The sequence below is a fragment of the Pseudarthrobacter sp. Y6 genome, assembly GCF_050156205.1.
Classification (GTDB): domain Bacteria; phylum Actinomycetota; class Actinomycetes; order Actinomycetales; family Micrococcaceae; genus Arthrobacter.
This window is the reverse complement of the sequence record NZ_CP189574.1, coordinates 854,596-879,518: the sequence shown is the minus strand read 5'-3', so window position 1 is coordinate 879,518 and position 24,923 is coordinate 854,596. Positions and strand designations below refer to the sequence as shown.

At 66.4% G+C, this 24,923-nt stretch carries 18 protein-coding genes and 2 tRNA genes; 14 read left to right on the top strand and 6 right to left on the bottom strand.

From position 1 onward, the window contains the following. Positions 1-147: 147 nt before the first annotated feature. Entirely contained in the window at positions 148-2,157 is a 2,010-nt protein-coding gene (locus ACQCSW_RS04305) for an FAD/NAD(P)-binding protein (RefSeq protein ID WP_426989655.1), read from the bottom strand. A gap of 75 nt (positions 2,158-2,232) precedes the next feature. On the opposite strand from ACQCSW_RS04305, the gene ACQCSW_RS04300 reads away from it, so the two are divergent. From ACQCSW_RS04300 to ACQCSW_RS04285, 4 genes are all read left to right on the top strand, one after another. Continuing rightward, on the top strand, positions 2,233-4,488 hold the full coding sequence (locus ACQCSW_RS04300) for a prolyl oligopeptidase family serine peptidase (RefSeq protein WP_426989654.1): 2,256 nt from the start codon (positions 2,233-2,235) through the stop codon (positions 4,486-4,488). Beyond that, positions 4,485-4,820, top strand: a complete 336-nt coding sequence (locus ACQCSW_RS04295) for a hypothetical protein (RefSeq protein WP_426989653.1) — start codon at positions 4,485-4,487, stop codon at positions 4,818-4,820. Before ACQCSW_RS04300 ends, ACQCSW_RS04295 begins: the two co-directional genes overlap by 4 nt. Before the next feature lie 138 nt (positions 4,821-4,958). Beyond that, positions 4,959-5,046, top strand: a tRNA-Ser gene (locus ACQCSW_RS04290). A 148-nt stretch (positions 5,047-5,194) separates the two neighbouring features. Beyond that, entirely contained in the window at positions 5,195-6,724 is a 1,530-nt protein-coding gene (locus ACQCSW_RS04285) for an MFS transporter (RefSeq protein WP_426989652.1), read from the top strand. Here ACQCSW_RS04285 and ACQCSW_RS04280 read toward each other — a convergent pair. After that, a complete protein-coding gene (locus tag ACQCSW_RS04280) occupies positions 6,648-8,828 on the bottom strand; it encodes a RecQ family ATP-dependent DNA helicase (RefSeq protein ID WP_426989651.1) in 2,181 nt (726 codons plus the stop codon). The two genes, ACQCSW_RS04285 and ACQCSW_RS04280, sit on opposite strands and share 77 nt — an antisense overlap. A 96-nt stretch (positions 8,829-8,924) precedes the next feature. Here ACQCSW_RS04280 and ACQCSW_RS04275 point away from each other — a divergent pair, with 96 nt between their 5' ends. The 4 genes from ACQCSW_RS04275 to ACQCSW_RS04260 all read left to right on the top strand — a co-directional run bounded on the left by ACQCSW_RS04275 (position 8,925) and on the right by ACQCSW_RS04260 (position 12,608). Next, entirely contained in the window at positions 8,925-10,343 is a 1,419-nt protein-coding gene (locus ACQCSW_RS04275; RefSeq protein ID WP_426989650.1) for a phosphomannomutase/phosphoglucomutase, read from the top strand. Continuing rightward, positions 10,330-10,839 (top strand): hypothetical protein, encoded by a 510-nt coding sequence (locus ACQCSW_RS04270; RefSeq protein WP_426989649.1) that lies wholly within the window; start codon positions 10,330-10,332, stop codon positions 10,837-10,839. Before ACQCSW_RS04275 ends, ACQCSW_RS04270 begins: the two co-directional genes overlap by 14 nt. 17 nt (positions 10,840-10,856) lie before the next feature. Then, complete coding sequence (locus tag ACQCSW_RS04265) at positions 10,857-11,306, top strand: Rrf2 family transcriptional regulator (protein ID WP_426989648.1); 450 nt, start codon at positions 10,857-10,859, stop codon at positions 11,304-11,306. Between the two features lie 141 nt (positions 11,307-11,447). Further along, on the top strand, positions 11,448-12,608 hold the full coding sequence (locus ACQCSW_RS04260; protein WP_426989647.1) for a globin domain-containing protein: 1,161 nt from the start codon (positions 11,448-11,450) through the stop codon (positions 12,606-12,608). Positions 12,609-12,764: 156 nt separating this feature from the next. Here the strand turns inward: ACQCSW_RS04260 and ACQCSW_RS04255 are convergent, their stop codons facing one another. Further along, positions 12,765-14,591, bottom strand: a complete 1,827-nt coding sequence (locus tag ACQCSW_RS04255) for a phosphoenolpyruvate carboxykinase (GTP) (protein ID WP_426989646.1) — start codon at positions 14,589-14,591, stop codon at positions 12,765-12,767. Positions 14,592-14,866: 275 nt separating this feature from the next. Between ACQCSW_RS04255 and ACQCSW_RS04250 the strand changes: the two genes are divergently transcribed. The 5 genes from ACQCSW_RS04250 (at position 14,867) to ACQCSW_RS04230 (ending at position 20,262) form a co-directional block, all read left to right on the top strand. Then, positions 14,867-14,940, top strand: a tRNA-Arg gene (locus ACQCSW_RS04250). A 273-nt stretch (positions 14,941-15,213) separates the two neighbouring features. Next, positions 15,214-16,710 carry a dihydrolipoyl dehydrogenase family protein gene (locus ACQCSW_RS04245; protein ID WP_426989645.1) on the top strand — a complete coding sequence of 499 codons (1,497 nt, stop codon included), beginning with the start codon at positions 15,214-15,216 and terminating at the stop codon, positions 16,708-16,710. A gap of 125 nt (positions 16,711-16,835) precedes the next feature. Next, positions 16,836-17,543 (top strand): ABC transporter ATP-binding protein, encoded by a 708-nt coding sequence (locus tag ACQCSW_RS04240; protein WP_426989644.1) that lies wholly within the window; start codon positions 16,836-16,838, stop codon positions 17,541-17,543. Beyond that, on the top strand, positions 17,540-19,576 hold the full coding sequence (locus tag ACQCSW_RS04235; protein ID WP_426989643.1) for a YhgE/Pip family protein: 2,037 nt from the start codon (positions 17,540-17,542) through the stop codon (positions 19,574-19,576). The genes ACQCSW_RS04240 and ACQCSW_RS04235 overlap by 4 nt, the downstream gene beginning before the upstream one ends. A 71-nt stretch (positions 19,577-19,647) precedes the next feature. Further along, on the top strand, positions 19,648-20,262 hold the full coding sequence (locus tag ACQCSW_RS04230) for a TetR/AcrR family transcriptional regulator (RefSeq protein ID WP_426990618.1): 615 nt from the start codon (positions 19,648-19,650) through the stop codon (positions 20,260-20,262). 544 nt (positions 20,263-20,806) lie between these two features. Here ACQCSW_RS04230 and ACQCSW_RS04225 read toward each other — a convergent pair. After that, positions 20,807-21,844, bottom strand: coding sequence for an EamA family transporter (locus ACQCSW_RS04225; RefSeq protein WP_426989641.1), 1,038 nt, complete (start codon positions 21,842-21,844; stop codon positions 20,807-20,809). A 72-nt stretch (positions 21,845-21,916) separates the two neighbouring features. On the opposite strand from ACQCSW_RS04225, the gene ACQCSW_RS04220 reads away from it, so the two are divergent. Continuing rightward, positions 21,917-22,897 carry a LysR family transcriptional regulator gene (locus tag ACQCSW_RS04220; protein WP_426989640.1) on the top strand — a complete coding sequence of 327 codons (981 nt, stop codon included), beginning with the start codon at positions 21,917-21,919 and terminating at the stop codon, positions 22,895-22,897. On the opposite strand, the gene ACQCSW_RS04215 is transcribed toward ACQCSW_RS04220, so the two are convergent. Together ACQCSW_RS04215 and ACQCSW_RS04210 are read right to left on the bottom strand one after the other, a co-directional pair. Next, a complete protein-coding gene (locus ACQCSW_RS04215) occupies positions 22,875-23,402 on the bottom strand; it encodes a histidine phosphatase family protein (protein ID WP_354252436.1) in 528 nt (175 codons plus the stop codon). The genes ACQCSW_RS04220 and ACQCSW_RS04215 overlap by 23 nt on opposite strands. Positions 23,403-23,642: 240 nt before the next feature. Further along, a complete protein-coding gene (locus ACQCSW_RS04210; RefSeq protein ID WP_354252435.1) occupies positions 23,643-24,509 on the bottom strand; it encodes a winged helix-turn-helix domain-containing protein in 867 nt (288 codons plus the stop codon). Positions 24,510-24,923 lie beyond the last annotated feature (414 nt).

Genomic DNA, 24,923 nt, shown 5'->3' with positions numbered 1-24,923 from the left:
CTCACGTGGCACGCAAAAGGGCCGGCGAATATTTCCGTGCGGGATGTGCCGTTGGTACGCGGCCTGCCTGGGTCCCGGTCACATCAGCGTCGCACGTGCGTCAGAAGCACATGTGGGTCAGCGGCAAGCGTCAATCAGCGGCAGGCCTCAGTGTCCGAGGATCGCCTGCGCGATTTCGTCGGCGTCGCGGAGCGTCCGCTGCCCGCTGGCATACGTGGGGCCGCCCGGTTGGGGCGCTTCCGCGGCGATGGCCGTGCCCCACTGGGTAGCCGAGAGCTGCAGGCCCAACACATACAGTCCGTCGGTGACCGAGCCGTTGGCCGCCACCGGCCGGTACGGGTGCGGCGCAACGTCGAGCCCCGTGGCCTGCACCGGCGCACCTTCTGCCGTCATCATCAGCCTGGGCCGCACCATCCCGTCGGCGAGGAGCTGTTCCAGCAGCGGTGAGTCGTTCACGGACACCCGGTTGGCCGGCGCGAGGGCCTCCACCATGGTCTTCGCCGCCACCGGCGGACCGTTCACCCAGGGTGAGACGGCGGTAAAGCGGCCTGCCCGCCGGTCCACGCTGAACCGGGGGTCGGGCCCCAAAAAGCTGACCACGCCGGCGCGCGCCAGGGCAGCCAGCTGTTCAGCGCGCAGCGCAGGCGGCCCGCTGGCCAGGCCCTCCACAAACGACTCAAACCAGCCACGAAGGCCGGCCACCCAGGACTCATCGGTGATGCCGCCGTCGGCCACTGCCGTTTTCAGCACCGCGCGGCCTCGATGCAGCGCGCCGATGGCCATCTTCACCGGATCCTCCTCGCCGAGGGCGGAACGGCGGGCGTCATCGAGCAGGTACTCGATGACGGCGGCATCCAGTTCGGCGCGCGATCCGAAGGACCTGCCCACCAAGGGAGACGCGAGACCCAGCAGATCGAGCCGGTGCCGGGGCCCGACGTGCACGGCGAGGACGCTCTCCACCGCGGCCTCCCAGTTGGCTGCGCTGTGGGCATGCGGCCGCAACGCCTCATCCAGGGCGGCCAGGAACGCGGACGCGTCTGGGACGGCCGCCGGCTGCGAGCGCACCAGGGTGGAATAGTAGGCCCAGAGGGTGTCGCGGTGCAGCAGTGGCCAAAGATCGTGGTCGAAACCTGGGCGGATCCCGGTGGCCGCGAACCGCCCCAGCGCGGCCTCGGTCAGGTACCGCAGGGTGACCGAGGCCGGGTAGTAGCCGGCCAGCGCGGCCTTGGCCCGGTACGGGGTGCCGCGGCGGGAGGCGGCAATGATCAGGGGCTCCTGGCCGGAAGGCTGATACTCAAGCCGGGTACCTGCGTCGATGAACTTTCCGCCGCGGCCCTCCGTGAGCTGGCCCATCGCGTCGAAGAAATTCAGGCCCATGCCCCGGACCAGGACCGGTTCGCCGGCCGGAATCGCGGCCCAGTCGACGTCCGCCGGGACCGCCGGCGGGAAGTAGCTCAGGCCCAGCTGCGCGGCCGATGCCTGGAGTTCCCGCTGCTCGGGGTTCAACCGGGACGGAAGGTGCCCCAAGGCCAGGACCACGGAATCGACCGTGAGCGAACCGCCGCCGGCGAGTCCGACGTCGAACGTTCCGGTACTTGGGGTTGTCTCGCCTGGGGTGCCGTCTTCTGTTGTGCCGTCCCCCGGCGTCCCCGGTATTCCGTCGCCTGACGGGCGCACCGACACGGCGGTCGTTTCGTGGAAACTGACGGCGACGCCGTCGGGCAGTTTTTCCGTCAACTCGTCCAGCGTGCAGCGCAGGTAGCGGCCGTACAGCGCCCGGCTGGGGAAGTCCCGCGATCCCAAGGCAGCCAGTTCGGACCGCTCGTCCAGCGTCAGGGCCGGCATCGGCTCACGCTGCTGCCGGGCACGCCAGCGGTCGAACGTGGTGCCCGCGACCGGCGGCGCCAGCCGGGGGTCCTCAGGAATAACCGTGGGATAGAAGGACTGGGTGTTCATGAGGTACAGCCGCGACTGGCCGGGCTGCCACACGTGCCCCGGACCCGCCGGATAGGGGTCGATGACGTCGATATGGAGGGATGCGGGGCCGGGGTGGGCAGCAGCGTAGGCGGCGGCGTGTGCGAGCAGGCGCTCCAGCACACTGGTTCCCCGGGGTCCGGCGCCGATGATGGCTGTCCGGATGCTCTTCGATTTACCCACGGCATCCAGAGTATCGGCATGCGCCGCAGGCACTTGACTTGCTTGCGGCGCGAAAATGTTGTTTGGATGGGGCGCATGACCACCACTGCAGCTGATCAAGCGCCCGGTTCATCGCCCGCCTCCGAACCCACTGATGAGAACGTCTGGCTGGAGGAAATCTACGGCGAAGCGCCGCTGGCCTGGGTCCGGGAGCAGAACGCGCGCACAGAAGACCTTCTGGAGGACGCCGATTACGCGGGCCTGGAAGGAAGCATCCTGGAGGTGTTGGACTCCACGGACCGGATCGCGATGGTGGGCAAGCGTGGCGAGTGGTACTACAACTTCTGGAAGGACCAGGCGAACCCGAAGGGGTTGTGGCGCCGCACCACTTGGGAAAGCTACCTGACGGACTCCCCCGACTGGGATGTCCTGCTGGATGTGGATGCCCTCGCCGCCGCCGAAGGTGAGGAGTGGGTGTTCCACGGTGCCACGTTCCTGCGCCCAGCCGCCGGAGAACCGTACGGTCTGGCGCTGCTGGCGCTCTCCCCCGACGGCGGCGACGCCAACCGCTACCGCGAGTTCGACGTCGGGACCCGCGTCTTTGTTGACCCGGCCGACCGTGGCTTTGACCTGCCGACGGCGAAGGGGAACGTCTCGTGGCTGGACGCAGACACGCTGCTGGTCGCCTCCACGGCCGGGAACCTGCCGCGGACCGCCTCCTCCTACGCCCGGACGGCCGTCACCCTGCGACGCGGCGAAGCCCTTGGTGCTGCACCGCGTTTGTTCGAGGTCTCCGAAGACCACATGATGGCCGTGGCGGCGCACGATTCCACTCCCGGCTTCGAGCGCACGTTCGCCGTGGACTACATCGACTTCTACAACCGCAGCACATTCATCCGCTCCGGGGATGCCTGGCTCGAGATCGACGCGCCGACAGACGTGAACCTCAGCGCGCACCGCGAATGGCTCCTGTTCCGGCCGCAGCAGGACTGGTCACTGGACGGCACCACGTACCCCGCCGGTTCGCTGCTCGCTGCGAAGTTCGAGGACTACCTTGCCGGAGCGCGGAATCTCTTGGTGCTCTTTACCCCGGACGCGCACACTTCGCTGCAGTCTTGGAGCTGGACGCGGAATTTCCTGCTGTTGAACCTGCTGCGGGACGTCTCGTCCGAGATCCGCGTGCTGGATCCCTCCGTTCCGGGCGATGCGTCCGACGGGGCTGCGCCCGACGGGGGTGCCTGGGCTTCGTCGCTGCTGGATGCCTGCCCGCCGCTGCACGACGTCAACGCCTACGCGGTGGACGACGAAGATGAAGGACCGGCCGACGGCGGTGCGGGCGACGATTTCTGGCTGGTCGCCACCGGATTCACCACCCCCAGCACACTGATGCGCGGAAGCCTCACGCGGGATTCTGCCGGGACCGCTGGCTCCGGAGCGGGCACTGCCGGGACGACTGGCGTGGTGAGCAGCCATGCGGCCGTCAAGGCCTCGCCGTCGTTCTTTGATGATGACCAGTACGAGGTGCAGCAGCACTTCGCCGTGTCCGCGGACGGCACCCGGGTCCCCTACTTCCAGGTGGCCTCGCGGGACCTCGTTCTGGACGGGCAGAACCCCACGCAGCTCTCCGGCTACGGCGGCTTTGAAGTTTCCCGGACCCCTGCGTACAGCGGAACTGTCGGCAGGGCTTGGCTGGAACGCAGGACCGCCACCTCCGGCGGGCCCGGCGAAGCGCCGCACTCCCGCGGCGGTGTCTACGTGGTGGCCAACATCCGCGGCGGCGGCGAATACGGGCCGTCATGGCACCGGGCCGCGCTCAAGGAAAACCGGCACCGAGCCTTCGAGGACTTCGCGGCCGTGGCGCAGCACCTCGTCTCCCGTGGCGTCACGTCCCGGGAGCGGCTGGGCTGCGTGGGCGGGTCCAACGGCGGGCTGCTCGTGGGCAATATGCTCACGCGTTACCCGGAGCTTTTCGGGGCTGTCTCCTGCGGCGTTCCGCTGCTGGACATGAGGCGCTACACCAAGCTCTCCGCCGGGCACTCCTGGATCGCCGAATACGGCGACCCGGACGTGGCGGCGGAATGGGAGTACATCAAGACCTTCTCGCCGTACCACCTGCTCAAGGACGGCGTGGAGTACCCCGAAACATTCATCTGGACAGCCACGTCCGATGACCGGGTGGGACCGGTCCAGGCCCGCAAGATGGCTGCCCGGATGCAGGCGATGGGCATCCCGAATGTCTGGTTCCACGAGGCGCTGGAAGGCGGCCACGCCGGAGCTTCGGACAACCGGCAGGCTGCCGCGCTGCAGGCCCGCAGCCAGCACTTCCTGTGGCGAACGCTGGCAGGCGGATGAGCGCAGCGGCCGGCCTGGACGTCCGGCGGGCCACACCGGCCGATGCCGTTCCACTGGCCGAAGTCCACACCCAGTGCTGGCAGCAGACCTACCGCGGCTTGTTGTCAGACGCCTTCCTGGCTGCCCTGAAACCGGCCGACCGGCTAGCGATGTGGCGTCAGCTGCTGCTTGAGGCTTCACTCGGCACAGGGCCCGCCAGTCTGTGGGTGGCCGCGGGGAATGCCAAGGCCATCGGATTTTACGAACGGCTGGGATTCGCTCCTGACGGGGCCGAGGACCGCGTGGCCGATTGGGAAGACCTGCACGAAATCAGGATGATCCGCTCCTGTTGATCCGCTCCTAGCGCAGGTATTTCCGCCGGGCGTACAGCGCCCCGGAGGTTGTGTGCTGGGGCTGAGACAAGCGTTCGGTGGCCGTTTTGCACTGCGTGCCCCGTTCTGCGTATCCTTGGTGGGCTAGTAATAGCCATTGGAGACGTGCCAGAGCGGCCGAATGGGCTTCACTGCTAATGAAGTGTGGGGCACAACTCCACCGGGGGTTCAAATCCCCCCGTCTCCGCGTTTGGCCCCGGTCCTGGACCGGGGCCTTTTGCGTTCCCTGGGCAGGCTGCCAGTGCGCCTCCAAACCCAAGCATGTGGGCTGGGCTGACGGTCCGGGGTGCGGACGCACGAGGCTGCACGCGGGGCGGCGGTGGCAGGATGGTGGAATGGCAGCAAGCAATTCCCCGGGCGCGGAAACCAGCACAAGCCAGGCGTGGAATCCCCGCCTGGCACTACTCGTTGCTGCCACGTTCTTTATGGAGTTCCTGGACGGCACCATCCTCACCACCGCCATCCCCAACATCGCCGGCGACTTTGACGTTCCTGCCGCCGACGTGAACATCACCATGACGGCCTACCTCATGACCGTGGCCATGGGCATCCCGCTCGGCGGCTGGCTTGCCGAAAGGGTCGGGGCACGCAAAGTATTCTGCGTCGCAATTGCCCTCTTCACGCTCGCTTCATTGGCCTGCGCCGCCAGCCCTGACCTGACCGTACTGACGCTGAGCCGGATCCTGCAGGGCGCCGGTGGGGCCATGATGGTTCCGGTGGGCACCCTCCTGGTACTGCGCGGCACACCCAAATCGGAGCTCCTGCGCGCCACGGCCTTCCTGGTGTGGCCCGCGTTGCTGGCGCCCGTACTGGCGCCGCTGGTGGGCGGCGCCTTGACCACCTACCTGTCGTGGCACTGGATCTTCCTCATCAATCTCCCACTGGGCGCGGCCGCCTTCATCGCCGCACTCAGTCTGGTTCCAGCCAGCGCAGGAGACAGCACTCGCCGGCTGGACTGGTTGGGCCTGCTCCTCACCACCACCGGCGTGGGTGCCCTGGTGGTGGGCCTGGAGTTGGCCGCTGCACACCCCGACGGTCCATGGGCCGCAATGAGCGCCGCTGCAGGGGTATGCGCCCTCGCGGCCGCCGTGTTGTGGATGAGGCGGGCCAAAAACCCGCTGTTTGATCTCTCAGTTTTCGCCACCCGCACTTTCCGGGCCATGGCAACCGGCGGATTTGTCTACCGCCTGACCATTTCGTCGGTGCCGTTCCTCCTGCCCCTGATGTTCCAGACCGGCTTCGGCTGGTCGCCGCTGCACGCAGGAATCATGGTGGCGGCCGTGTTCATCGGCAACATCGGCATCAAGCCGGCCACCACGCCGCTGATCCGACGTTTCGGTTTCCGGGCCATACTGGCCTTCGGCTCCTTGGCCTCGGCCGTAACCTTCGCACTGTGCGCCCTGCTCACTCCGGACACGCCGCAGGCCCTGACCTTCGCTTTGCTGGTCTGCAGCGGGGCTTTCCGCTCCATAGGTTTCTCCGCCTATGCGTCCGTGCAGTACGCGGACATCGCACCCGCACAGCTGACATCGGCCAATTCCGTGTCGGCGACCCTGGTGCAGCTCGCCGCAGGCGCCGGCATCGCCGTTGGGGCCCTGCTGATCCGGATTTTCGACGGCGTGGCGGCCTTCCCCGCCGATCACGCCGGCCCCTTCCGCGGAGCCTTCCTCACCATGGCCGTCCTAATGCTCTTCAGTACGGCAGACAGCCTGTCACTGCACCGGCATGCCGGCGCAGAGGTCAGCCGGCCTGGCGGTCCGAAAGTCAACCAAACCGGCGATCCAAGAGTCAGCCGGCCTGGGCAAGCACGAGCGGAAGAACAGCCCCCGCCCCCGCCTGGCGCAGGGCACGTCCAGCAACGGTAACGGTCCACCGGCTGTCCACGAGGTCGTCGAGCAGCATCAGGCCCTGGCCACGAAGTGACGCCACGGCAGCGACCAACTCCGGACCCACCACCACACGGTCCCAAACGCCCGCCAGCCGGTACGCGCTGTTGCCGCCACGGCTTCCAGTGGGTCCGCCGTGGGCCAGTGCCAGCTCGCCAAGGTAAGGGATCCTGCCGATGTCCGAAATTCCCTGGGCAAGGGACCGGACCAGTTCAGGTTTGCTGCGGGAGGGCATGCTGACGATCGCGGCCGGCCGTCCTGCACCGCTCCAGCCAGGGTTCCGGCCGTCACCGGTAGCCCATTCCCGCAGAACCTGGACACAGGCCTGCAGCATGGCAGGATCCACCGGACGGTCCGCGGCGCCAGCCGCAAAGAGTTCCCGCAGCGCCCCGCCCCAGCCGAGATCAGTAAGTCTTGCCAGCACGCGGCCGTCCGCCAGTCCTTCGTCAGACTTGATCTTGCCCTTAACCGGAACGCCCAGACGGTCCATGCCGCTGGGCCACTGCAGCCGTGCCTCCAGGACACCGCCGGCGCGGGTGAGGGTCTGACCCGCCGCTGCCGTCGCATCCGCGGCTATGTCCGCGCGGAACCAGCGGCCTGCGCAGTTATCGCACCGCCCGCAGGGATGCGCCGTCTCGTCATCGAGGACCGAGGTGATGTACTCCATGCGGCAACCCGCGGTGTCCTGATAGATCACCATGGAGTCCTGCTCGTCCACCCTGGCCTCGGCGATCCGGCGGTAGCGCTCGGCGTCGTAGAACCAGGGCTGGCCGGTGGAACGCCACCCGCCGCCGACCCGCTCCACGGCGCCATCCACGGCCAGGACCTTCAGCAGCAGCTCCAGCGGAGTGCGGCGGAGGTCAACCCGGGCCTCCAAAGCAACCGTTGACACAGCAGTGCCAGCCTCAGCCAACGCCGTCAGCACCGCTGTGGCTTTCTCCTCCGAAGGCATGGAAGCGGTGGCGAAGTACTGCCAGATATCCCAGTCTTCAGAACCCGGCAGCAACAGCACATCTGCGTTCGCCGCGCCACGGCCCGCACGGCCCACCTGCTGGTAGTACGCCACCGGGGAGGACGGGGCGCCAAGGTGGACGACGAATCCAAGGTCCGGTTTGTCGAAGCCCATGCCGAGCGCCGATGTGGCCACCAGTGCCTTGACCTGGTTGTCCTTGAGCATCTGCTCTGCACGCTCCCGGTCCGCGGGATCGGTCCTGCCGGTGTAGGCCTGCACTGTGTGCCCGGCTTCGGCGAGAAGCCGGGCGGTGTCCTCCGCGGCGGAGACTGTCAGGGTGTAGATGATGCCGCTGCCGGGCAGATCGGCAAGGTGCGTCAGGAGCCAGCCCAGCCGTTCGCGGGAATTCGGCAGCGTCAGAACACCCAGGCGCAGGGAATCCCGGCCAAGGGTTCCGCGGATGGTGAGGACGCCCGCGCCCAGCTGTTCCTCGATGTCGTGGACCACGCGCGAGTTGGCCGTGGCAGTGGTGGCCAGGACAGGAACGGACTCCGGCAACTGGGTGATCAGGTCAGCGATCCGGCGGTAGTCCGGACGGAAGTCGTGGCCCCAGTCCGAAATACAGTGTGCCTCGTCAATCACCAGCAGGCCCGTCCGCCGGATGAGCTCCGGCAGCTGGTTTTCACGGAAGGCCGGGTTGGTCAGCCGTTCCGGCGAAACCAGCAGCACGTCGACTTCATCGGCGGCGAGCTGTTCCCGGACGGTGTCCCATTCCAGCTGGTTCGCGGAGTTAATGGCCACTGCACGCACTCCGGCGCGGCCGGCTGCAGCCACCTGGTCCCGCATCAGGGCGAGCAGCGGGGAAACGATCAGGGTGGGGCCAGCCCCGCGGCGTCGGAGCAGCAGGGACGCCACAAAGTACACCGCCGATTTTCCCCAACCGGTGCGCTGGACCACCAAAGCCCGCCGGCCGCCGTCGACCAGCGCTTCAATCGCCTCAAACTGTCCGTCATGGAAATCCGCCGCCGGATGCCCCACGAGCTCGCGGAGAACCTCCAACGCCTGGCTTTTTGTGGCGGACGGTGAGTCAGGAGAAGCGGAAAGAAGGGCGGCGTTCTGGGTATCGACCATTGATTCAGTATCCCAGCCCCCACCGACACCCATAAAGCCGGGACCGCCGTATGTGGACAACCGTGAACGTCCGCGGGTCCACGTAAGATAAGACCCGTGACTAGCGAACAGACAAAGACTTTTGACCTCTCGGCATCCTTCAAGGCCTACGACGTCCGGGGCATCGTGGGCGAATCCATCACCGCTGAAATCGTCGAAGCCGTGGGCGCCGCGTTCGTTGATGTCCTGGAACTGGAAGGCCAGACGATCCTGGTAGGCGGCGACATGCGTCCCTCCTCCCCCGAGTTCGCCAAGGCTTTCGCCGACGGCGCAGCCACCCGCGGCGCCGACGTCAAGCTCCTTGACCTGATCTCCACCGATGAGCTCTACTTCGCCTGCGGCTCCCTCAACGCCGCCGGCGCCACGTTCACCGCCAGCCACAACCCTGCCGGATACAACGGCATCAAGATGTCGAAGGCCGGCGCGCAGCCCATCTCCTCCGAATCAGGCCTCAAAGAGATCCAGGCCCTCGCCGAGCACTACCTCAACGAAGGTTCCATCCCGGCGGCCCCCGCCCGCGGCCTGATCGGCGTCCACGACGTCCTGAAGGACTACTCCGAGTACCTCCGCCAGCTGGTGGACCTCTCCGGATCCCGGCCGCTCAAGGTAGTTGTGGACGCAGGCAACGGCATGGCCGGCCTCACCACGCCGGCGGTGCTGGGCAATGCCCTCCTGCCCAAGCTGCCGTTCGAGATCATCCCCCTGTACTTCGAGCTGGACGGCTCCTTCCCGAACCACCCGGCCAACCCCCTCGAGCCGGAAAACCTCCGCGACCTGCAGGCCGCCGTCATTGAGCACGGCGCCGATATCGGCCTGGCCTTCGACGGCGACGCCGACCGCTGCTTTGTCATCGACGAAAAGGGCGAGCCCGTGTCGCCGTCGGCCATCACCGGCATGGTGGCACGCCGCGAAATCGCCCGCGCCCAGGCGCAGGGCGAGGCAACGCCCACCGTCATCCACAATCTGCTCACCTCCCGTGCAGTGCCGGAGCTGGTAGAGCACGACGGCGGCCGCGCCGTCCGCACGCGCGTGGGCCACTCGTTCATCAAGGCAGTCATGGCCGAGGAAGGTGCCGTGTTCGGCGGCGAGCACTCAGCCCACTTCTACTTCCGCGACTTCTGGAACGCAGACACCGGGATGCTCGCAGCAATGCACGTGCTCGCTGCCCTCGGCGAGCAGGACGGACCGCTGTCCGAGCTCGGCCGCGAGTATGAGCCCTATGTCTCCTCCGGTGAGATCAACTCCGAAATCGAGGACAAGGCCGGCGCCGTTGAGCGCGTCCGCACCGACTTTGCCGCCGAAGACATCACCGTGGACACCATGGACGGCAGCACGTTCACGGCAAATGACGGCAGCTTCTGGTTCAACCTGCGCCCGTCCAACACGGAGCCCTTCCTCCGCCTGAACGTGGAAGCAACGGACCGGGCCACGATGGAACGCATCCGCGACCGCGTGCTCTCCAATGTCAGGCGCTAAGCCGGAAGTGGCCCACGAAGCCACAGACGGCCCGGCTGCGGTGGCTTCGTGGCGGGATTCCGTTCCGGAGGCCTCAGCCACGGACCTGGAAAACCTGCTGGGCACAGGCGTCGGCGCAGCCCAGGAACAGCTTGAGCGAAACGGCGGCTTCCTGCCGTTCGCACTGGTTGTGGAGAACGACGGCGAAGTCCGCCTCGTGGCCGTCACACCGGCTGATGCCCAGGACGGCTCCGACGCTGACTTCGACGCGGACACGATGATCAGCGACCTCACCGAACTGCTCCGGCAGAACCGGGCTGATTTCCGGGCGGCCGCGATTGTCTGCGACATCCTCTTGGTCGAGGAAGAAACAGATGCCATCCATGTAGCTGCTGAACACCGCGACGGATCAGTTTTCGCCGCGGTCCTTCCCTACTCCGCCAACACCGGGACGCACGAATGGGAGTTTGGCCAGCTCGCCGCTGACACCAGCGAACCCACCGTCTGGGTGGACTAGACCGCACCCCGGTTTCCATGAAAATCAACGCCTTCGCAGACGTCAGCCTCCGAGCGCTTTTGGTTCTGGCGGCTGCGCCAGCCGCTACCCTCCTGACTACACAGAACATCGCCGATGCCGTGGGCACTCCGTACAACCACGTCAGCAAGGCGATGGCCAAGCTGCGGACCCTGGGCCTGATCGAGGTGGAACGTGGCAGGTCGGGCGGATCCCGGCTCAGCTCCGCTGGCCGCCGGGCAACGGTGGGCCAGGTCCTGCGGGACCTGGACACCCGGACGGACGCCGCCGACTGTGTTGCTCCGGGCGGCGACTGCCCGCTGATCCATGAATGCAGGCTCCGCGCCGCGCTGGCCCGCGCCCGTGAAGCGTTTTACCGGGAACTTGATGCAGTGGTTGTGACCGACCTTCCCGGCTCGAAGCAGATGACACCCGTCTTCCAGATGATCGGCCTGCGCCCCGGCCTGTAGCCCGGCGCCGCGCCCACATCCCGCACCGATTTGATTCCAACTTCTACGAAGTGTAGAACTTGAGGTACGAATATACGCATTTCAAATGTAAGTATTCACATTGACCGGACGAAAGCCCGGTCCCCTATCGCAGGAGTACACATGCTCTCGGACAAATCCCGCCCCGTCATTGAGGCCACGCTGCCGCTCGTCGGTTCGCGGATCGGCGCCATCACTCCCAAGTTCTATGCACGGCTGTTCGCCGCCCACCCTGAACTGTTGGATGGCCTGTTCAGCCGCTCCAACCAGCGCTCGGGCAACCAACAGCAGGCACTGGCCGGAAGCATCGCCGCTTTCGCCACGCACCTGGTCAACAACCCGGGCACCCTCCCCGAAACCGTACTTTCCCGCATCGCCCACCGGCACGCGTCGCTCGGCATCTCTGAGCCCCAGTACCAGGTGGTCTACGAACACCTCTTCGCGGCGATCGCGGAGGACTTGGCCGAGGTCATCACCCCGGAGATCGCCGAAGCCTGGACCGAGGTGTACTGGCTGATGGCCGACGCACTCATCAAGCTCGAAAAGGGCCTCTACGCCGCCCAGGCCAACGGCAAGATGTGGACCCCGTGGAAGGTCGACGCAAAGATCCCTGCCGGCATCGGCTCCATGACCTTCACCCTCGAACCCGCTGACGATACCCCAGTCACGGCGGCCCTGCCGGGTCAGTACGTCAGCGTCAAGGTCCAACTGCCGGACGGCCTGCGCCAGGTCCGGCAGTACTCACTTTCGGGCGATGCAGGCACGAGCCGCAGCTTCACCACTAAGCTCGACGACGGCGGCGAGGTCTCCCCCGTGCTGCACAACGCCGTCGAGGTTGGCGACATCCTGGAGATTTCCAATCCGTATGGCGAGATCACCCTCAAGGACGGCGACGGTCCGGTGGTCCTGGCATCGGCCGGCATCGGCTGCACGCCGACGGCGTCGATCCTCCGGTCACTCGCCGAGTCGGGCTCCGACCGGCAAGTGCTGGTGCTGCATGCGGAAAGCACGCTGGACAGCTGGGCGCTGCGCGGTCAGATGACGGACGACGTCGAACGCCTAGCGGGTGCCGACCTCCAGCTGTGGCTCGAGGAGCCCGAGCCAGGCACCAAGGCCGGCTTTATGTCCCTGCGCGAAGTGGACCTGCCGGCCAACGCGTCGTTGTATCTCTGCGGGCCGCTGCCGTTTATGAAGCACATCCGCAATGAGGCCATCAACGCGGGGATCCCGGCCACGAGGATCCACTACGAGGTCTTCGGACCGGACATCTGGCTCGCTTCCTAGGCCAGACGTGCGAACGGACACTTAAGCCCCGGTGCTTAAGTGTTCTTTCGCGCGTCCAGGAGGGGCCCGAAGTGTCCTTTCGTGCGGAGCACGACGGCGGCCCCGAACCTTTCTTGCAAAAGGTGCGGGGCCGCCGTCGTACTTTGCGGTGGGGACCTACCCCAGGCGGGATTTCAGGCCGGCAAGCTCGGACTGCAGTGCCTCGGGGAGGGAATCGCCGAAGTTGGCGAACCACTCCTCGATGGACGCGAGCTCGGTGGCCCACTCGGCCGGGTCAACGCGGACAGCTTCCTCGACCTGTGCGGGGGTCATGTCCAGGCCCTTGAGGTCGATGGATTCGCCGGTGGGAACAAAACCGATCGGCGTCTCGACGGCGTCTGCCTTGCCTTCCAGGCGCTCGATGGCCCACTTGAGGACACGGGCGTTGTCGCCGAAGCCAGGCCAGGCGAAGCCACCCTCGGCCGTGCGGCGGAACCAGTTGACCAGGAAGATCTTGGGCAGGCGATCCGGGTTGCCCTTGGCGGACAGGTTCACCCAGTGGTTGAGGTAGTCGCCGGCGTCGTAGCCCATGAACGGCAGCATGGCCATGGGGTCGCGGCGAACCACGCCCACTGCCCCGGCTGCCGCGGCGGTGGTCTCGGAGGACAGCGTGGAACCCATGAAGATGCCGTTTGACCAGCTGCGGGCCTCGGTCACCAGAGGGATGGTGGTCTTGCGGCGGCCACCGAACAGGATCGCGGAAAGCTCCACGCCGTCCGGGTTGTTGTACTCCTCGGCCAGCATGTCGATCTGGTCGATCGGCGTGCAGAAGCGGGAGTTCGGGTGGGCGGCGGGCTTGTCCGAATCAGGCGTCCAGGAGTTGCCCTGCCAGTCGGTGAGGTGCGCCGGCACTTCCTCGGTCATACCCTCCCACCACACGCCGCCGCCGTCGGTCAGTGCCACGTTGGTGAAAATGCTGTTGCCCTTGGCGATGGCGCGCATGGCGTTGGGGTTAGTGCCCCAGCCGGTGCCGGGAGCCACGCCGAAAAGGCCTGCCTCGGGGTTGACGGCGCGGAGCTCGCCTTCCTTGCCGAAGCGCATCCAGGTGATGTCGTCACCCAGGGTTTCGACCTTCCAGCCGTCGATGGTCGGATCAAGCAGCGCAAGGTTGGTCTTGCCGCAGGCGGACGGGAAGGCAGCCGAGACGTAGTATGTCTTCTGCTCCGGGGACGTCAGCTTCAGGATGAGCATGTGCTCGGCCAGCCAGCCTTCGTCGCGGGCCATCACGGAGGCGATGCGGAGTGCGTAGCACTTCTTGCCCAGCAGCGCGTTTCCGCCGTAGCCGGAGCCGTAGGACCAGATGGAGCGCTCCTCGGGGAAGTGGACGATCCACTTGTCCGGGTTGCACGGCCACGGCACGTCGGCCTGGCCGGCTTCGAGCGGCGCACCCAGGGAGTGCAGGGCCGGGACGAAGAACGCGTTGGTCTCGGTGATGCGGTTCAGCACGTCGGTGCCGATGCGGGCCATGATGCGCATCGAGGCAACAACGTAGGCGCTGTCGGTGATCTCGACGCCGAACTTGGGATCTTCGGCATCCAGGTGGCCCATAACGAACGGGATCACGTACATAGTGCGGCCGCGCATGGAGCCGGCGAACAGTCCGCGCAGCTTCTGCTTCATCTCGGCCGGGGCCATCCAGTTATTGGTGAAGCCGGCGTCGTGCTCCTTCTCGGAGCAGATGAAGGTCTGTTCTTCCACGCGGGCTACGTCCGCGGGATCAGAGAATGCCGCGAAAGAGTTGGGGAAGAGCTCCTGGTTCAGGCGCGTCAGCGTTCCTGCTGCGACAAGTTCGTCGGTGAGGCGCGTGTTTTCCTCTTCGGTACCGTCAACCCATTGGATGCTGTCCGGCTGAGTAAGTTCTGCAACCTCTTCGACCCATGCCAGCAGGCCAGCATGTGTAGTGGGTGCTTTCTCAAGCAGCGGCAGTCGTGCGAGATCGCCCATTGCGGTTCCCTTCCTCGGGGTCAGTGGTGTGTCCTAAATGCTATTGGCCGCCCAAGGGACCCAAGCCGGACCAGCCGTGCACGTTCGTGAGCGTTTGAGCCGAAAACCGCGCAAATTCAAGGAAACCGCGCATAAATTGCTGAAATTATGTGACGAAGGTCACCTAGACCGGTCTAGTCGGCTAGATTACATGCTCCTCGATTTGGAACTCCGGGCCACCCTCGCGTAAAGTAATTCGAGGTTCGGGGAGCGAGAAACTCCGCGAAACACAAGATGCGCCCATAGCTCAGCTGGATAGAGCGTCTGTCTACGGAACAGAAGGCCGGGGGTTCGAATCCCTCTGGGCGCACAGAGATAAGGCCCGTATCGGTTCGCCGATGCGGGCCTTTTTTGTCTTTAAGCCAAGGCACTTGCCTGCCGCCGGCCTCAGCCATATGGACAGCCGGGGCTACCCGCGGCTTCCCGACGGAAATGCGTCACTTTTGGTAGCAAACCCCGCACCGCCCTTGGACTCGCGCGGGTGAGCCGGCCCTGCTCGGTCAAAAGTTACGCAGTTCTGTCGTCACCTGATTGACGACGCCGGCGCTCCCCGCCTCCCGCGAGGCGGGCGTAGGCTGGACGAATGACGCCCGAACCGCTGCAACGTGAATTCGATGTCATTGTGATCGGTGCTGGTGCCGTGGGGGAAAACGTCGCCGACCGCGTGATCCAGGGCGGCCTGACGGCTGCTCTTATTGAAGCCGAACTGGTGGGCGGCGAATGCTCGTATTGGGCCTGCATGCCGTCCAAAGCCCTGCTCCGCCCCGGCACAGCCCTGCACGGCGCACAGTCTGTACCCGGCGCAGTAGAAGCCGTCACCCTGACACTGGATGCAGCGGCGGTCCTTAAGCGCAGGGACTATTTCACGGCAAACTGGCAGGACGACAGCCAGGTGAAGTGGCTGGAAGATACCGGGATTGAGCTGATCCGTGGCCACGGCTGGATCACCGCGCCGCGCACCGTTGAAGTAGCCGGGCTGGACGGCAACGCTTACGAGCTCAAAGCGCGTCACGCCGTCGTACTAGCCACCGGCTCCACACCCACCACACCTCCCATCGAAGGGCTGGCGGACCTGCAGGTTTGGGGCACACGCGAAGCCACCTCGGCCAAGGACGTGCCGGAGCGCCTGGCTGTGATCGGCGGGGGCGTAGCGGGCACCGAGTTGGCGCAGGCATTTGCACGCCTGGGCTCGGACGTGACGCTGGTGGCCAGGAGCGGACTGCTGGGCACGTTCCCTGCAGAGGCCACCAAACTTGTGACCGCAAGTCTGCGCGCGGACGGCGTGGCGGTCCGCCTCAACACGTCCACCGAAAGTGTCCGGGAAAACGACGACGGCACCTACACCCTGACACTTCAGGACCAGACGCTGGACGGCCGAACCACTGTCACTGCCGAACGGGTCCTCGTTTCAACGGGCCGGCATCCCGCCCTTGAAGGGCTTGGACTGGAAAGCCTGGGCTTCGAGGCCCAGGACGGGCAGCCGCTGAAGCTGACCACCGACTCCACTGGCCTAGTCCAGGGTGTCCAGAGCTCCCCGGGCGCCCCTGACGAGAAGGGCGAGGATCCCTGGCTCTACGCTGTTGGCGACGCCGCCGGCAGTAACTTTTTCACGCACCAGGGCAAGTACGAGGCCCGGGCTACGGGTGACGCCATCGCGGCCCGCGCCAAGGGCGAGCTCAGCGGCGCGCCGGCGGCCTGGAGCCGGTACGCGCAGACCGCCAACCAGTACGCCGTGCCAAGCGTGGTGTTCACCGATCCCGAACTGGCCGCCGTGGGGCGCACGGTGGAGCAGGCGAAGCAGGACGGCTACAACGTGTCGTCCGTGGAGCTGCCCATCGAGGTGTCGGGTTCGTCCCTGCACTCCGAACACTACGAGGGCTGGGCGCAACTGGTGGTGGATGAGGACCGCCGGGTCCTGCTGGGAGCCACTTTCGCGGGCCCGGACGTGGGTGAACTGCTGCACGCCGCCACCATCGCCGTGGTGGGCGAAGTCCCGCTGGAGCGGCTGTGGCATGCCGTGCCGTCCTTTCCCACCGTCAGCGAGGTGTGGCTGCGGCTCCTGGAGAAGTACGGCCTGTAGTGAGGTGCCGCAAGCGCCCGTTCGCGCTGGCCCACTTCACCCAGGCCCACTCCACCGGCGCTATTTGAACTGACCAGTCAGTTCAGTTAGGCTTGAGGCGGACATACCCCGTCGAAAGGCCATTTTTGCTCTCCGTACAGCAGCTCCTTGTGAAAGGCCGGCGCGACGATTTGCTCCCGCCCACCTCTCTTCGGGTCGGCCGGGGTGAACTCCTCCTCGTCACCGCCGAACGCCAGGACCAGCGGACAGCCCTGGCCCTGACCATCAGCGGACGCATGAAACCCACTGGCGGCCGGATCGCGTGGGATGCCAACGAACGCACCAAATCCCTCCGGCTCGCGAGCGCCCTGGTGGATTCCCCCAACGTGAACGAACCCGAGCAGCACCTCAGCGTCCGCGACCTTGTCACCGAGGACCTCGCGCTGATCCCCCGCCGCTACCGGGGCGCGCTCCTCAGCAAACCCTGGCTCAAAGTCAACAGCTTCGAGGACATCGCGGACCTGTGGACGGAACAGCTGGCGCCGGACCGGCGCATTGAACTGCTCACGGCCCTCGCCCTCGCCAACCCGCACACCGACCTCCTGGTGGTGGACTCCCCCGACCGGCACGGTGCCCACGCTGCGGACTGGCTCCCGCGGATTGAGACGCTGGCGTACGACGCCGGCCGGCCGCTCGCCGTCGTCGTCACCGTAACTGCCCTCCCGGCAGGGTGGACGGGGCCGGCCACGGTGATCGGCAACGCCGTCCCGGACGTCGACGAAGCGCCTGATGAACCTGACCTGACAGACGAAGAAACAGAAGCTCTCTTACTCGAAACCGAGGATGCCAAGTGACCGTGCTGCGGCTGGCCCGTTCCGAACTCAAGCGAATGACCAGCGGGTTGCTGCCGAAGCTGACCATTCTGGCCCTGATCATGGTGCCGCTCCTTTACGGGGCCGTGTACCTGTACGCCAACTGGAATCCCTACGGGAACCTGAACCAGATCGACGCCGCCCTCGTGGTGGAAGACACCGGTGCCACGTCCAGCGACGGCACCGAACTCCAGGCGGGCAAGAAGGTCGCGGACGGCCTGGTGGAGGGCAACGTCTTCAACTGGCAGTCGGTCCCCACGGCGGCCGAGGCGGATGCAGGCGTCAGTAGCGGCAAGTACGCATTTGCACTGAAAATCCCCGCGGAATTCTCAACCAACCTGGTGTCACCCGGCAGCTTCGATTCGGCCAGCCAGGCGATGCTGAACGTCACCACCAACGATGCCAACAATTACCTGCTGAGCACCATCGTGGACAAACTGACCACGGCGGTGCACACAACTGTGGCCAAGGAAGTAGGCGAAGAGACGGCGACCCAGTTGCTCACCGGCTTCGGCACCATCCACGCCCAGATGCTCAAGGCCGCAGACGGCGCCGGACAACTGGCGGACGGCGTGGCCACCCTCCGCGACGGGACCGTCACGCTGCATACGGGCACCGGCGAGCTGAGCGCAGGAGCGGGCGAGCTCTACAACGGGCAGCTGAAATTACGTGACGGCGCCAACCAGCTGACCGACGGTGCCGGGCAGCTCAGCAGCGGGCTCTCCGTCCTGAAGGACAAGACCGCCACCCTGCCCACGGACACCCGGACGCTGGCCAACGGCGCGGCCCAGGTGGCCGCGGGGAACGCTCAGCTGAACACCAAGGTCCAGGACGTCGTCACGCAACTTGATGCCGCGGACCAGGGGCTCCGGACGCGCGTGATCGAATCGAATGCCCGCCTGGTCGCGTCCGAAGCGATCACCCAAGTGCAGGCCGACAAGATCCTGGCCGACTTCGATGCTGTGGCCGCCTCCAGCCCCGTGGCCGCAGCGAAGGCCCGGATCCAGACCGACGCCGGCCAGATCCAGCAGCTGGCGGACGGCTCCGAGGCTGTGAGCGTCGGCGCAGCCCAGCTGGCAACGGCCACCCCTGCGCTGAAGGACGCCATTGTCAAGGCCTCCGGTGGCGCTGACCAGCTCCATACCGGGGCGGCCACGCTGGCCACCGGCGAGCAGTCTGCGCTGGACGGCGCCGGACGCCTCGTCGAAGGAGCGCAAACGCTCGACGCCGGCGCGGGGCAGCTTGAGGCGGGGGCCGGCACCGCCGCTGACGGCTCGCGGACGCTGGCCGACGAAATTGCCAAGGGAGCCGGACAGGTTCCCAACCCCGACGATTCGCAGAAGAGCAGCCTCTCAGAGGTGATTGCTGACCCGGTTGCCGTCAGCAACGTCTCGCAGGCAAAAGCTGACTCCTACGGCGCGGGGCTGGCACCGTTCTTCCTGACGCTCGCCCTGTGGATCGGCATCTTTATGCTGGTCCAGGCGATGCGGCCCATCACCCAACGCGCCTTGGCGTCGAACGCCCCGGCCTGGAAAATCGCCGTCGGCGGCTGGCTTCCGTTCCTGGCCGTCTCAGTAGTGCAGGCCAGCCTGCTGACTCTCGTGGTGAATCTGGCACTGGGCCTCAACCCCGCGCATCCCGTGCTGATGTGGCTGTTTATGCTTGCCGCGGCCATGGCATTCAGCGCCATCATCCAAGGCATCGTGGCGCTGCTGGGGTCACCCGGCAAGCTGGTGGTGCTGATCCTGCTGGTGCTACAGCTGGTGTCCTCGGGCGGCACGTTCCCCTGGCAGACCACCCCGCAGCCTCTCCATGTTGTCCACGAAATCCTGCCCATGGGCTACGTGGTCACGGGCATGCGGCACCTCATCTACGGCGCGGACCTGTCCGGGATCGTGCCCACTGTCCTGGGGCTGCTCGGCTACACGTTGCTGGGCGCGGCGATGTCCACGTTTGCGGTCCGAAAGCACAAGTACTGGACCCTGAAAACGCTCAAGCCGGAGATCGCGGTATGAGCCAGCCCGTGCCCGGATCCGGCGTGCCTGATCCTGAGCCTGCGCCTGATCCTGAAGGGCACGATCCGGCCATGCACGGTCCGGCCGAGAAGAAACTCCGCCCGTCCCGGACCAATGCCACCCGGCAGAAGCTCTTCGACGCGTCCATGGAGCTGATCGGGCAGCGTGGCGCAGCGGGTGTCACTGTGGACGAGATCGCCGCGGCAGCGGGCGTCTCCAAGGGCACTGTCTACTACAACTTCGGCAGCAAATCGGATCTGATCGCGCAGCTGCTGCGGCACGGCGTGGACATCCTGAAGGCGCGTCTGCTCAGCGAGGCCGGGCAGCCCGGGGCCGATCCCCTGGTGGCCATGGAGGCGATGATCGGCCACGCCATGGATTTTATGGCCGATTACCCGTCCTTCGCCCGTTTATGGGTGAGCGAAAACTGGCGGACTCCCAGCGAATGGCGGGACACGTTCGCTGTGCTCCGATCTGAACTCCTGGCCGTCATCGGCACGGCTATAGAGAACGTGGCTGCTGTCTATCCTGCAGACAGGTCTGTCTCGCGGGGCAGCCTCGAAACGGCGATCTTTGGCGCCTGCTTTGTGGTGGGGCTGGACCGGCAGACCTACAACCCCGAACGAACCCGTGACCAAAGCGTTGCAGCAATCATGGCAATCATGCGCGGCTATGTCGTGAAGTAGCGGGGATGATTGAACACATGCGCCACATGGGTAACAGCGGGAAGTTCGCCGTGATCGCGGCCGTCGCCGCCTTGGGCATGCTGGTGCTCACCGCCATCACCCTGGAAGAGGCCGTGATGGTCACGTTCCTGGGCCTGGTTGCGCTGGCCTACGTGGCGGCCGTCGCGGAGGTCCTGGTACGCGGGCGCCACTTTGTGTTGGTGGCCACCGCTGCGGGATCCAGCCTCACCACTGCCTTTTCCCTGGCCTTCGTCAGCACCTGGGAGCTGGCCTTCGCCGAGCAGTCGTCGTTCTTTGGCACACCGCTCCCCACCGGGGATCCGGACAACTATTTCTACTGGGGTGCCGCCTCAGCAGTGGCTACGCTCCTGGTCCTCTTCCTTGGCGTTGCGTGGCCAGCGGGAAGGCGGCTGGGGACTGCGAAACGGAGGCCCTCGCCAGCCAAGCGGCGGCCCGCATCCGGTGCCGGCCGGCCTGCTGCGCGGCGTCCTGCAGCCCGGGGCGCGGCAACCCGGGGCACGGCACCCCGGGGCGCCGCCACCACTCAGCGCTCGCCAGGGCTCCGTGCGCCTGCCCGGATGCCTGCCCGGATGCCTGCCTCGGCAGCCAAGCGGCCGTCGTCGTCCGCCTCCCCGGTCCGCAAGCCGGCACCCAAGCCGGGCACCAAGACGGGTGCCAAACCGGCGCCCCGCCGCTGACCCCGCCGACCCCGCCGGCCTCGACCGGCGAGCACAGCCGTCGCCACCCCTCCCAGGAGGAGCAGCCCGCCAGCCAGTTCGGCCGGCGTCGGGACCTCCCCCAATGCCAGCCAGGCAGCGCTCATGCCCACCACGGGAACCAGCAGGGTAAAGGGCACCACGGCCGACGACGGGTAGCTGGCCAGGAGCCGGTTCCAGATTCCGTACCCCACCAGCGACGCGAAAATGGCCGTATACAGTGCACTTAGGATCGTGGCCGCCTGGAGGTCTGCCAGCGTGCTGAACACCGCGTCCGGGCCGTCCACCAGCAGCGACAGCCCAGCGAGGGGCAGCGGCACCACTGCGCCGGACCAGACCACCAGCCCCAGCCCGGAGGCGGCTTTGGCCTGACGCGCAATGACGTTGCCGGCAGCCCAGGACAGCGCGGCTCCCAGGACGATGATGAGCGGCAGCAGCGGGGCCACGGCACTGCGGCCGACGGCCACCACGACCAGGCCCCCAACGCCGAGAACGACGCCGGTCAGTTGGCTCCGGCTGGGACGCTCCCGCAGGAACCCGGCAGCCAGGAGGACGGTGAGTAGCACCTGCGCCTGGAGGACAAGGGAGGCGAGGCCCGCCGGCATGCCCAGCGCCATGGCCAGGTAGAGGAGGCCGAACTGGCCCGCACTCATAAAGACGCCGACGCCGATGATCGCCTTCCAGCTGACGTCGGGCTTCCTGATGAAGAAAATCCAGGGGAAGACCACCAGGAGGAACCGCATGGCCACAAACAGCAGTGGGGGAACCTCACGGCCGTTCGCATGCAGTCCGAAGTCGATGGCCACGAAGTTCAGGCCCCAGAGAACGGCGACCAAGGCCGCAAGGAGGGAGTGTCGGAGGTTCACGGTCCCACTCTTGCAGAACGATAGATGAAGCACCAGCGTTGAATTCTGCGTCGAATCATGTACGTTTGCTTCATGATTGAGATCGGTTCGCTCCGGGCACTGGCGGCGATTGAACAACACGGTTCGGTCATAGCGGCGTCGGAGGTGATGGGCTTCAGTCCGTCGGCCGTCTCCCAGCAGATCAAGAAGCTGGAGAAGCAGACCGGGTTCCCCGTCCTGGAGCGCCGAGGCCGCGGGGTGCTGCTGACCGAGCGGGGGCTCACCCTGGCAGCCTACGGCCGGCGCATCCTGTCGGAGCTCGAGGAACTGGAATCCACCCTGTTGGCGGATCCGGCCAAACCCACCGGGCACCTCAGGGTTGTTTCCTTTTCCACGGCCTGCCGGGGCCTCGTGGGGCCGCTGCTGGGACGGCTGGCTTCATCCGGAGCGGACCTGGACATCAGTGTGCTCGCCGAGGACCCGAGGGAAGCCGTGGCGCGGGTGGCCAACGGGGAGGCGGACCTGGGTGTGTTCCACAATTGGAACTCCGTCCCGCTGGTGATACCGGAACATATGACGCTTGAGTGGCTGTGCGAGGACGTTGCTGACGTCCTGGTGCACCGCGACCATCCGCTGGCAGGACGCGGCCAGGTGGAACCGGCGGACCTCGTGGATGAGCGGTGGATCAGCACGCCGCACGGTGCCATCTGCAACGAGGCACTGCTGAGGATCTTCGCCGATCTTGGCCGGGTGCCGGACATCAGGGTCTACGATCCTGACTTTGCAACCCACATCGCCCTAGTGGAGCAGGGAGCCGTCGTGGCGCTGGTCCCCCGGCTCGGCCGGCCCGCGCTGCCACCCGACGTCGCATGCCTGCCACTGGTCAACCCCACGCAGGTCAGGCAGGTGGGCATCGTGTACCGCCGGACCATGGCGGCCAGCCCGGGCATCCAGCACGTCGCCGGGCTGCTGCGCGAGGTCGCTGGGTCCCCTGGGGTCAGTGAGTCCCCTGGGGTCGCCGGGTCTGCTGGGGTCACCGGGTCCCCTGGGGTCAGTGGGCTCGCGGGACCTTGAACTTGGTCAGCCGGGCATCCTGCCCGTCCAGCTCGGCCCAGGATTTTTCCGTTTCCAGCACAGTGAGGGCGCTGGTGGGGTAGCGGGTGGCGGCGTCCATGTAGGCGTCGTGGTTTGAATCGCGTGACGCCAGGTGCATCGCGAGGTCCTGGACGCCAGGCATGTGCGAGATGAGCATCAGCGTGGTGACCGTGTCAGGCACGTGGTTGACCACGGCGAGCATCCGCAGCGCAGAGGCGGCGTAGAGGCCGTCCTCAAGTTTCGGCGTCGGGGCCTTATCCCCCAGTTCCGAGCACACCCAGGTGCAGGTCTGGCGGGTGCGCAGCGCGCTGGAACACAGGATGAAGTCCGGGAGGATGCCGTGCTTGACCAGCCACTTGCCGGCCAGAGGCGCCTCGCGGTGTCCTCGCTCCTCCAGCGGCCGCTCATGATCCGCCACGCCGCCGGGCCAGTCGGCCTTGGCGTGCCGCATGATCACCAGGCGTTTGATGTGGTGGTCGCTCATCCCCCAAGCCTAGACCTGCGGGACCCACGGCGCCGCCGTCGAACCAGCCGCGGAGGCCAATGCTCTCGGGCCTGGACGCACAAAAGCGGCATTTCGCGTAGTGGGCGATGCAGCGAAGCGGGACATCCCGGGAGCGCCGTTGTTGCGCGAGGCGCGAGTGCAGGCGCAGAGGGATCGTGCCGCGAAAGCGAAAGCGGCCGCCCCCAGTGGGTACGGCCGCTTTGGCGCGTCGCTGAAGGACTAGATCGAGTATTCCGGAGCGGCCCAGACAATAACTTCGGGGTGCTCGTAGAAGCGGTAGCCCTGGCCGCGGACGGTACGGACGGTGTTGGCGAGGCGGCCCAGCTTGGAGCGGAGGCGGCGGATGTGGACGTCGATGGTGCGCTCGTTGGGGACTTCCTCGGCGTTGCGCCACAGGCCCTCGAGCAGTTCATCGCGGCCAACCGTGCGGGTGCCGTTTTCCACCAGGTAGTTCAGGAGTTCGAATTCCTTGAAGGTCAGGTTCAGGGATTCGCCGTCCAGGTGGACTTCGCGGCGGGCAAGGTCGATCAGGACGCCGGACGGGCGCGGGTCCTGGGGCTGCTGCAGCCGGGCGTTCTCGGCGCGCTTCTGGGCGTTCACGGTGGGGTCGCCGAAGGTGGAACGGACGACGTCGAGCGCGGAACCCGGGGTGCCGGCCGGGGCCACGGCCACGGCCGCGTAGCTTTCGGCACCGGTCACGAGTGACTGTGCGTAAGCGCGGATTTCCTGGGCAAGTTTGGCAATGGAGGTTCCGGCAGCCGCTGCGGTCTCCTCGTCGATGCCCATGTAGAGGACAAATCCACGGGCCACGGTGTCGTTTGCGACGGGCCGTAAAGCGTTTGGTCCCGCGACAACCGGAGTAGGCGCGGTCAGCGGCGCGGCTTCGGCAGGCTGGACGGCGCGGAGCTGGCCGTAGGAATTGGGGTTGTAGCCCTGGGGTGCGTAGCCGGGGGCGGGAAAGCTGGCGCCGGGGGCTGCCGGGGCGAATGCCGGTCGGGCACCGAACCCCTGGCGGAGGCCGGAGGCCTGACTGGCCTTGCCTGCGTTACGGACGGAGATGTGGACGTATCCGGATGCAACTGACATGAATGCTTACCTCAATGTGAATGGCCGTCATCGCGGCTCGAATGCTGGTTGTCCCCGCAATGAGATCTGGGGAAGGCGCCCTACGCTGGGCTGGGGGCGAATGCCTAGGAACTTCGTGGGTCTGAAGGTCAGGCGTGCATTCGGCAACAGCGCATGTCGGCAGCAGCGGATGTGCTGGGCCAATATTCTGCGGCTGCAGGTGCTGTTGAGTTCTTGTTCACAATTGAAGTGTGCAACGTAACAATGAAAACTTGCAAGTAACAATGGGTGCCTTGTTCCGCATGCTGAGACAGAATACGGTTTTGTGTTACAGATCACCATTCTGAAATGGCGACAAAATGGGAGTTGTTGTCCGCCAAGGGTGCGCAAATGGCCCCTCGCGGCGAACAATCTTCGCTCTTTAATGATGCTAAG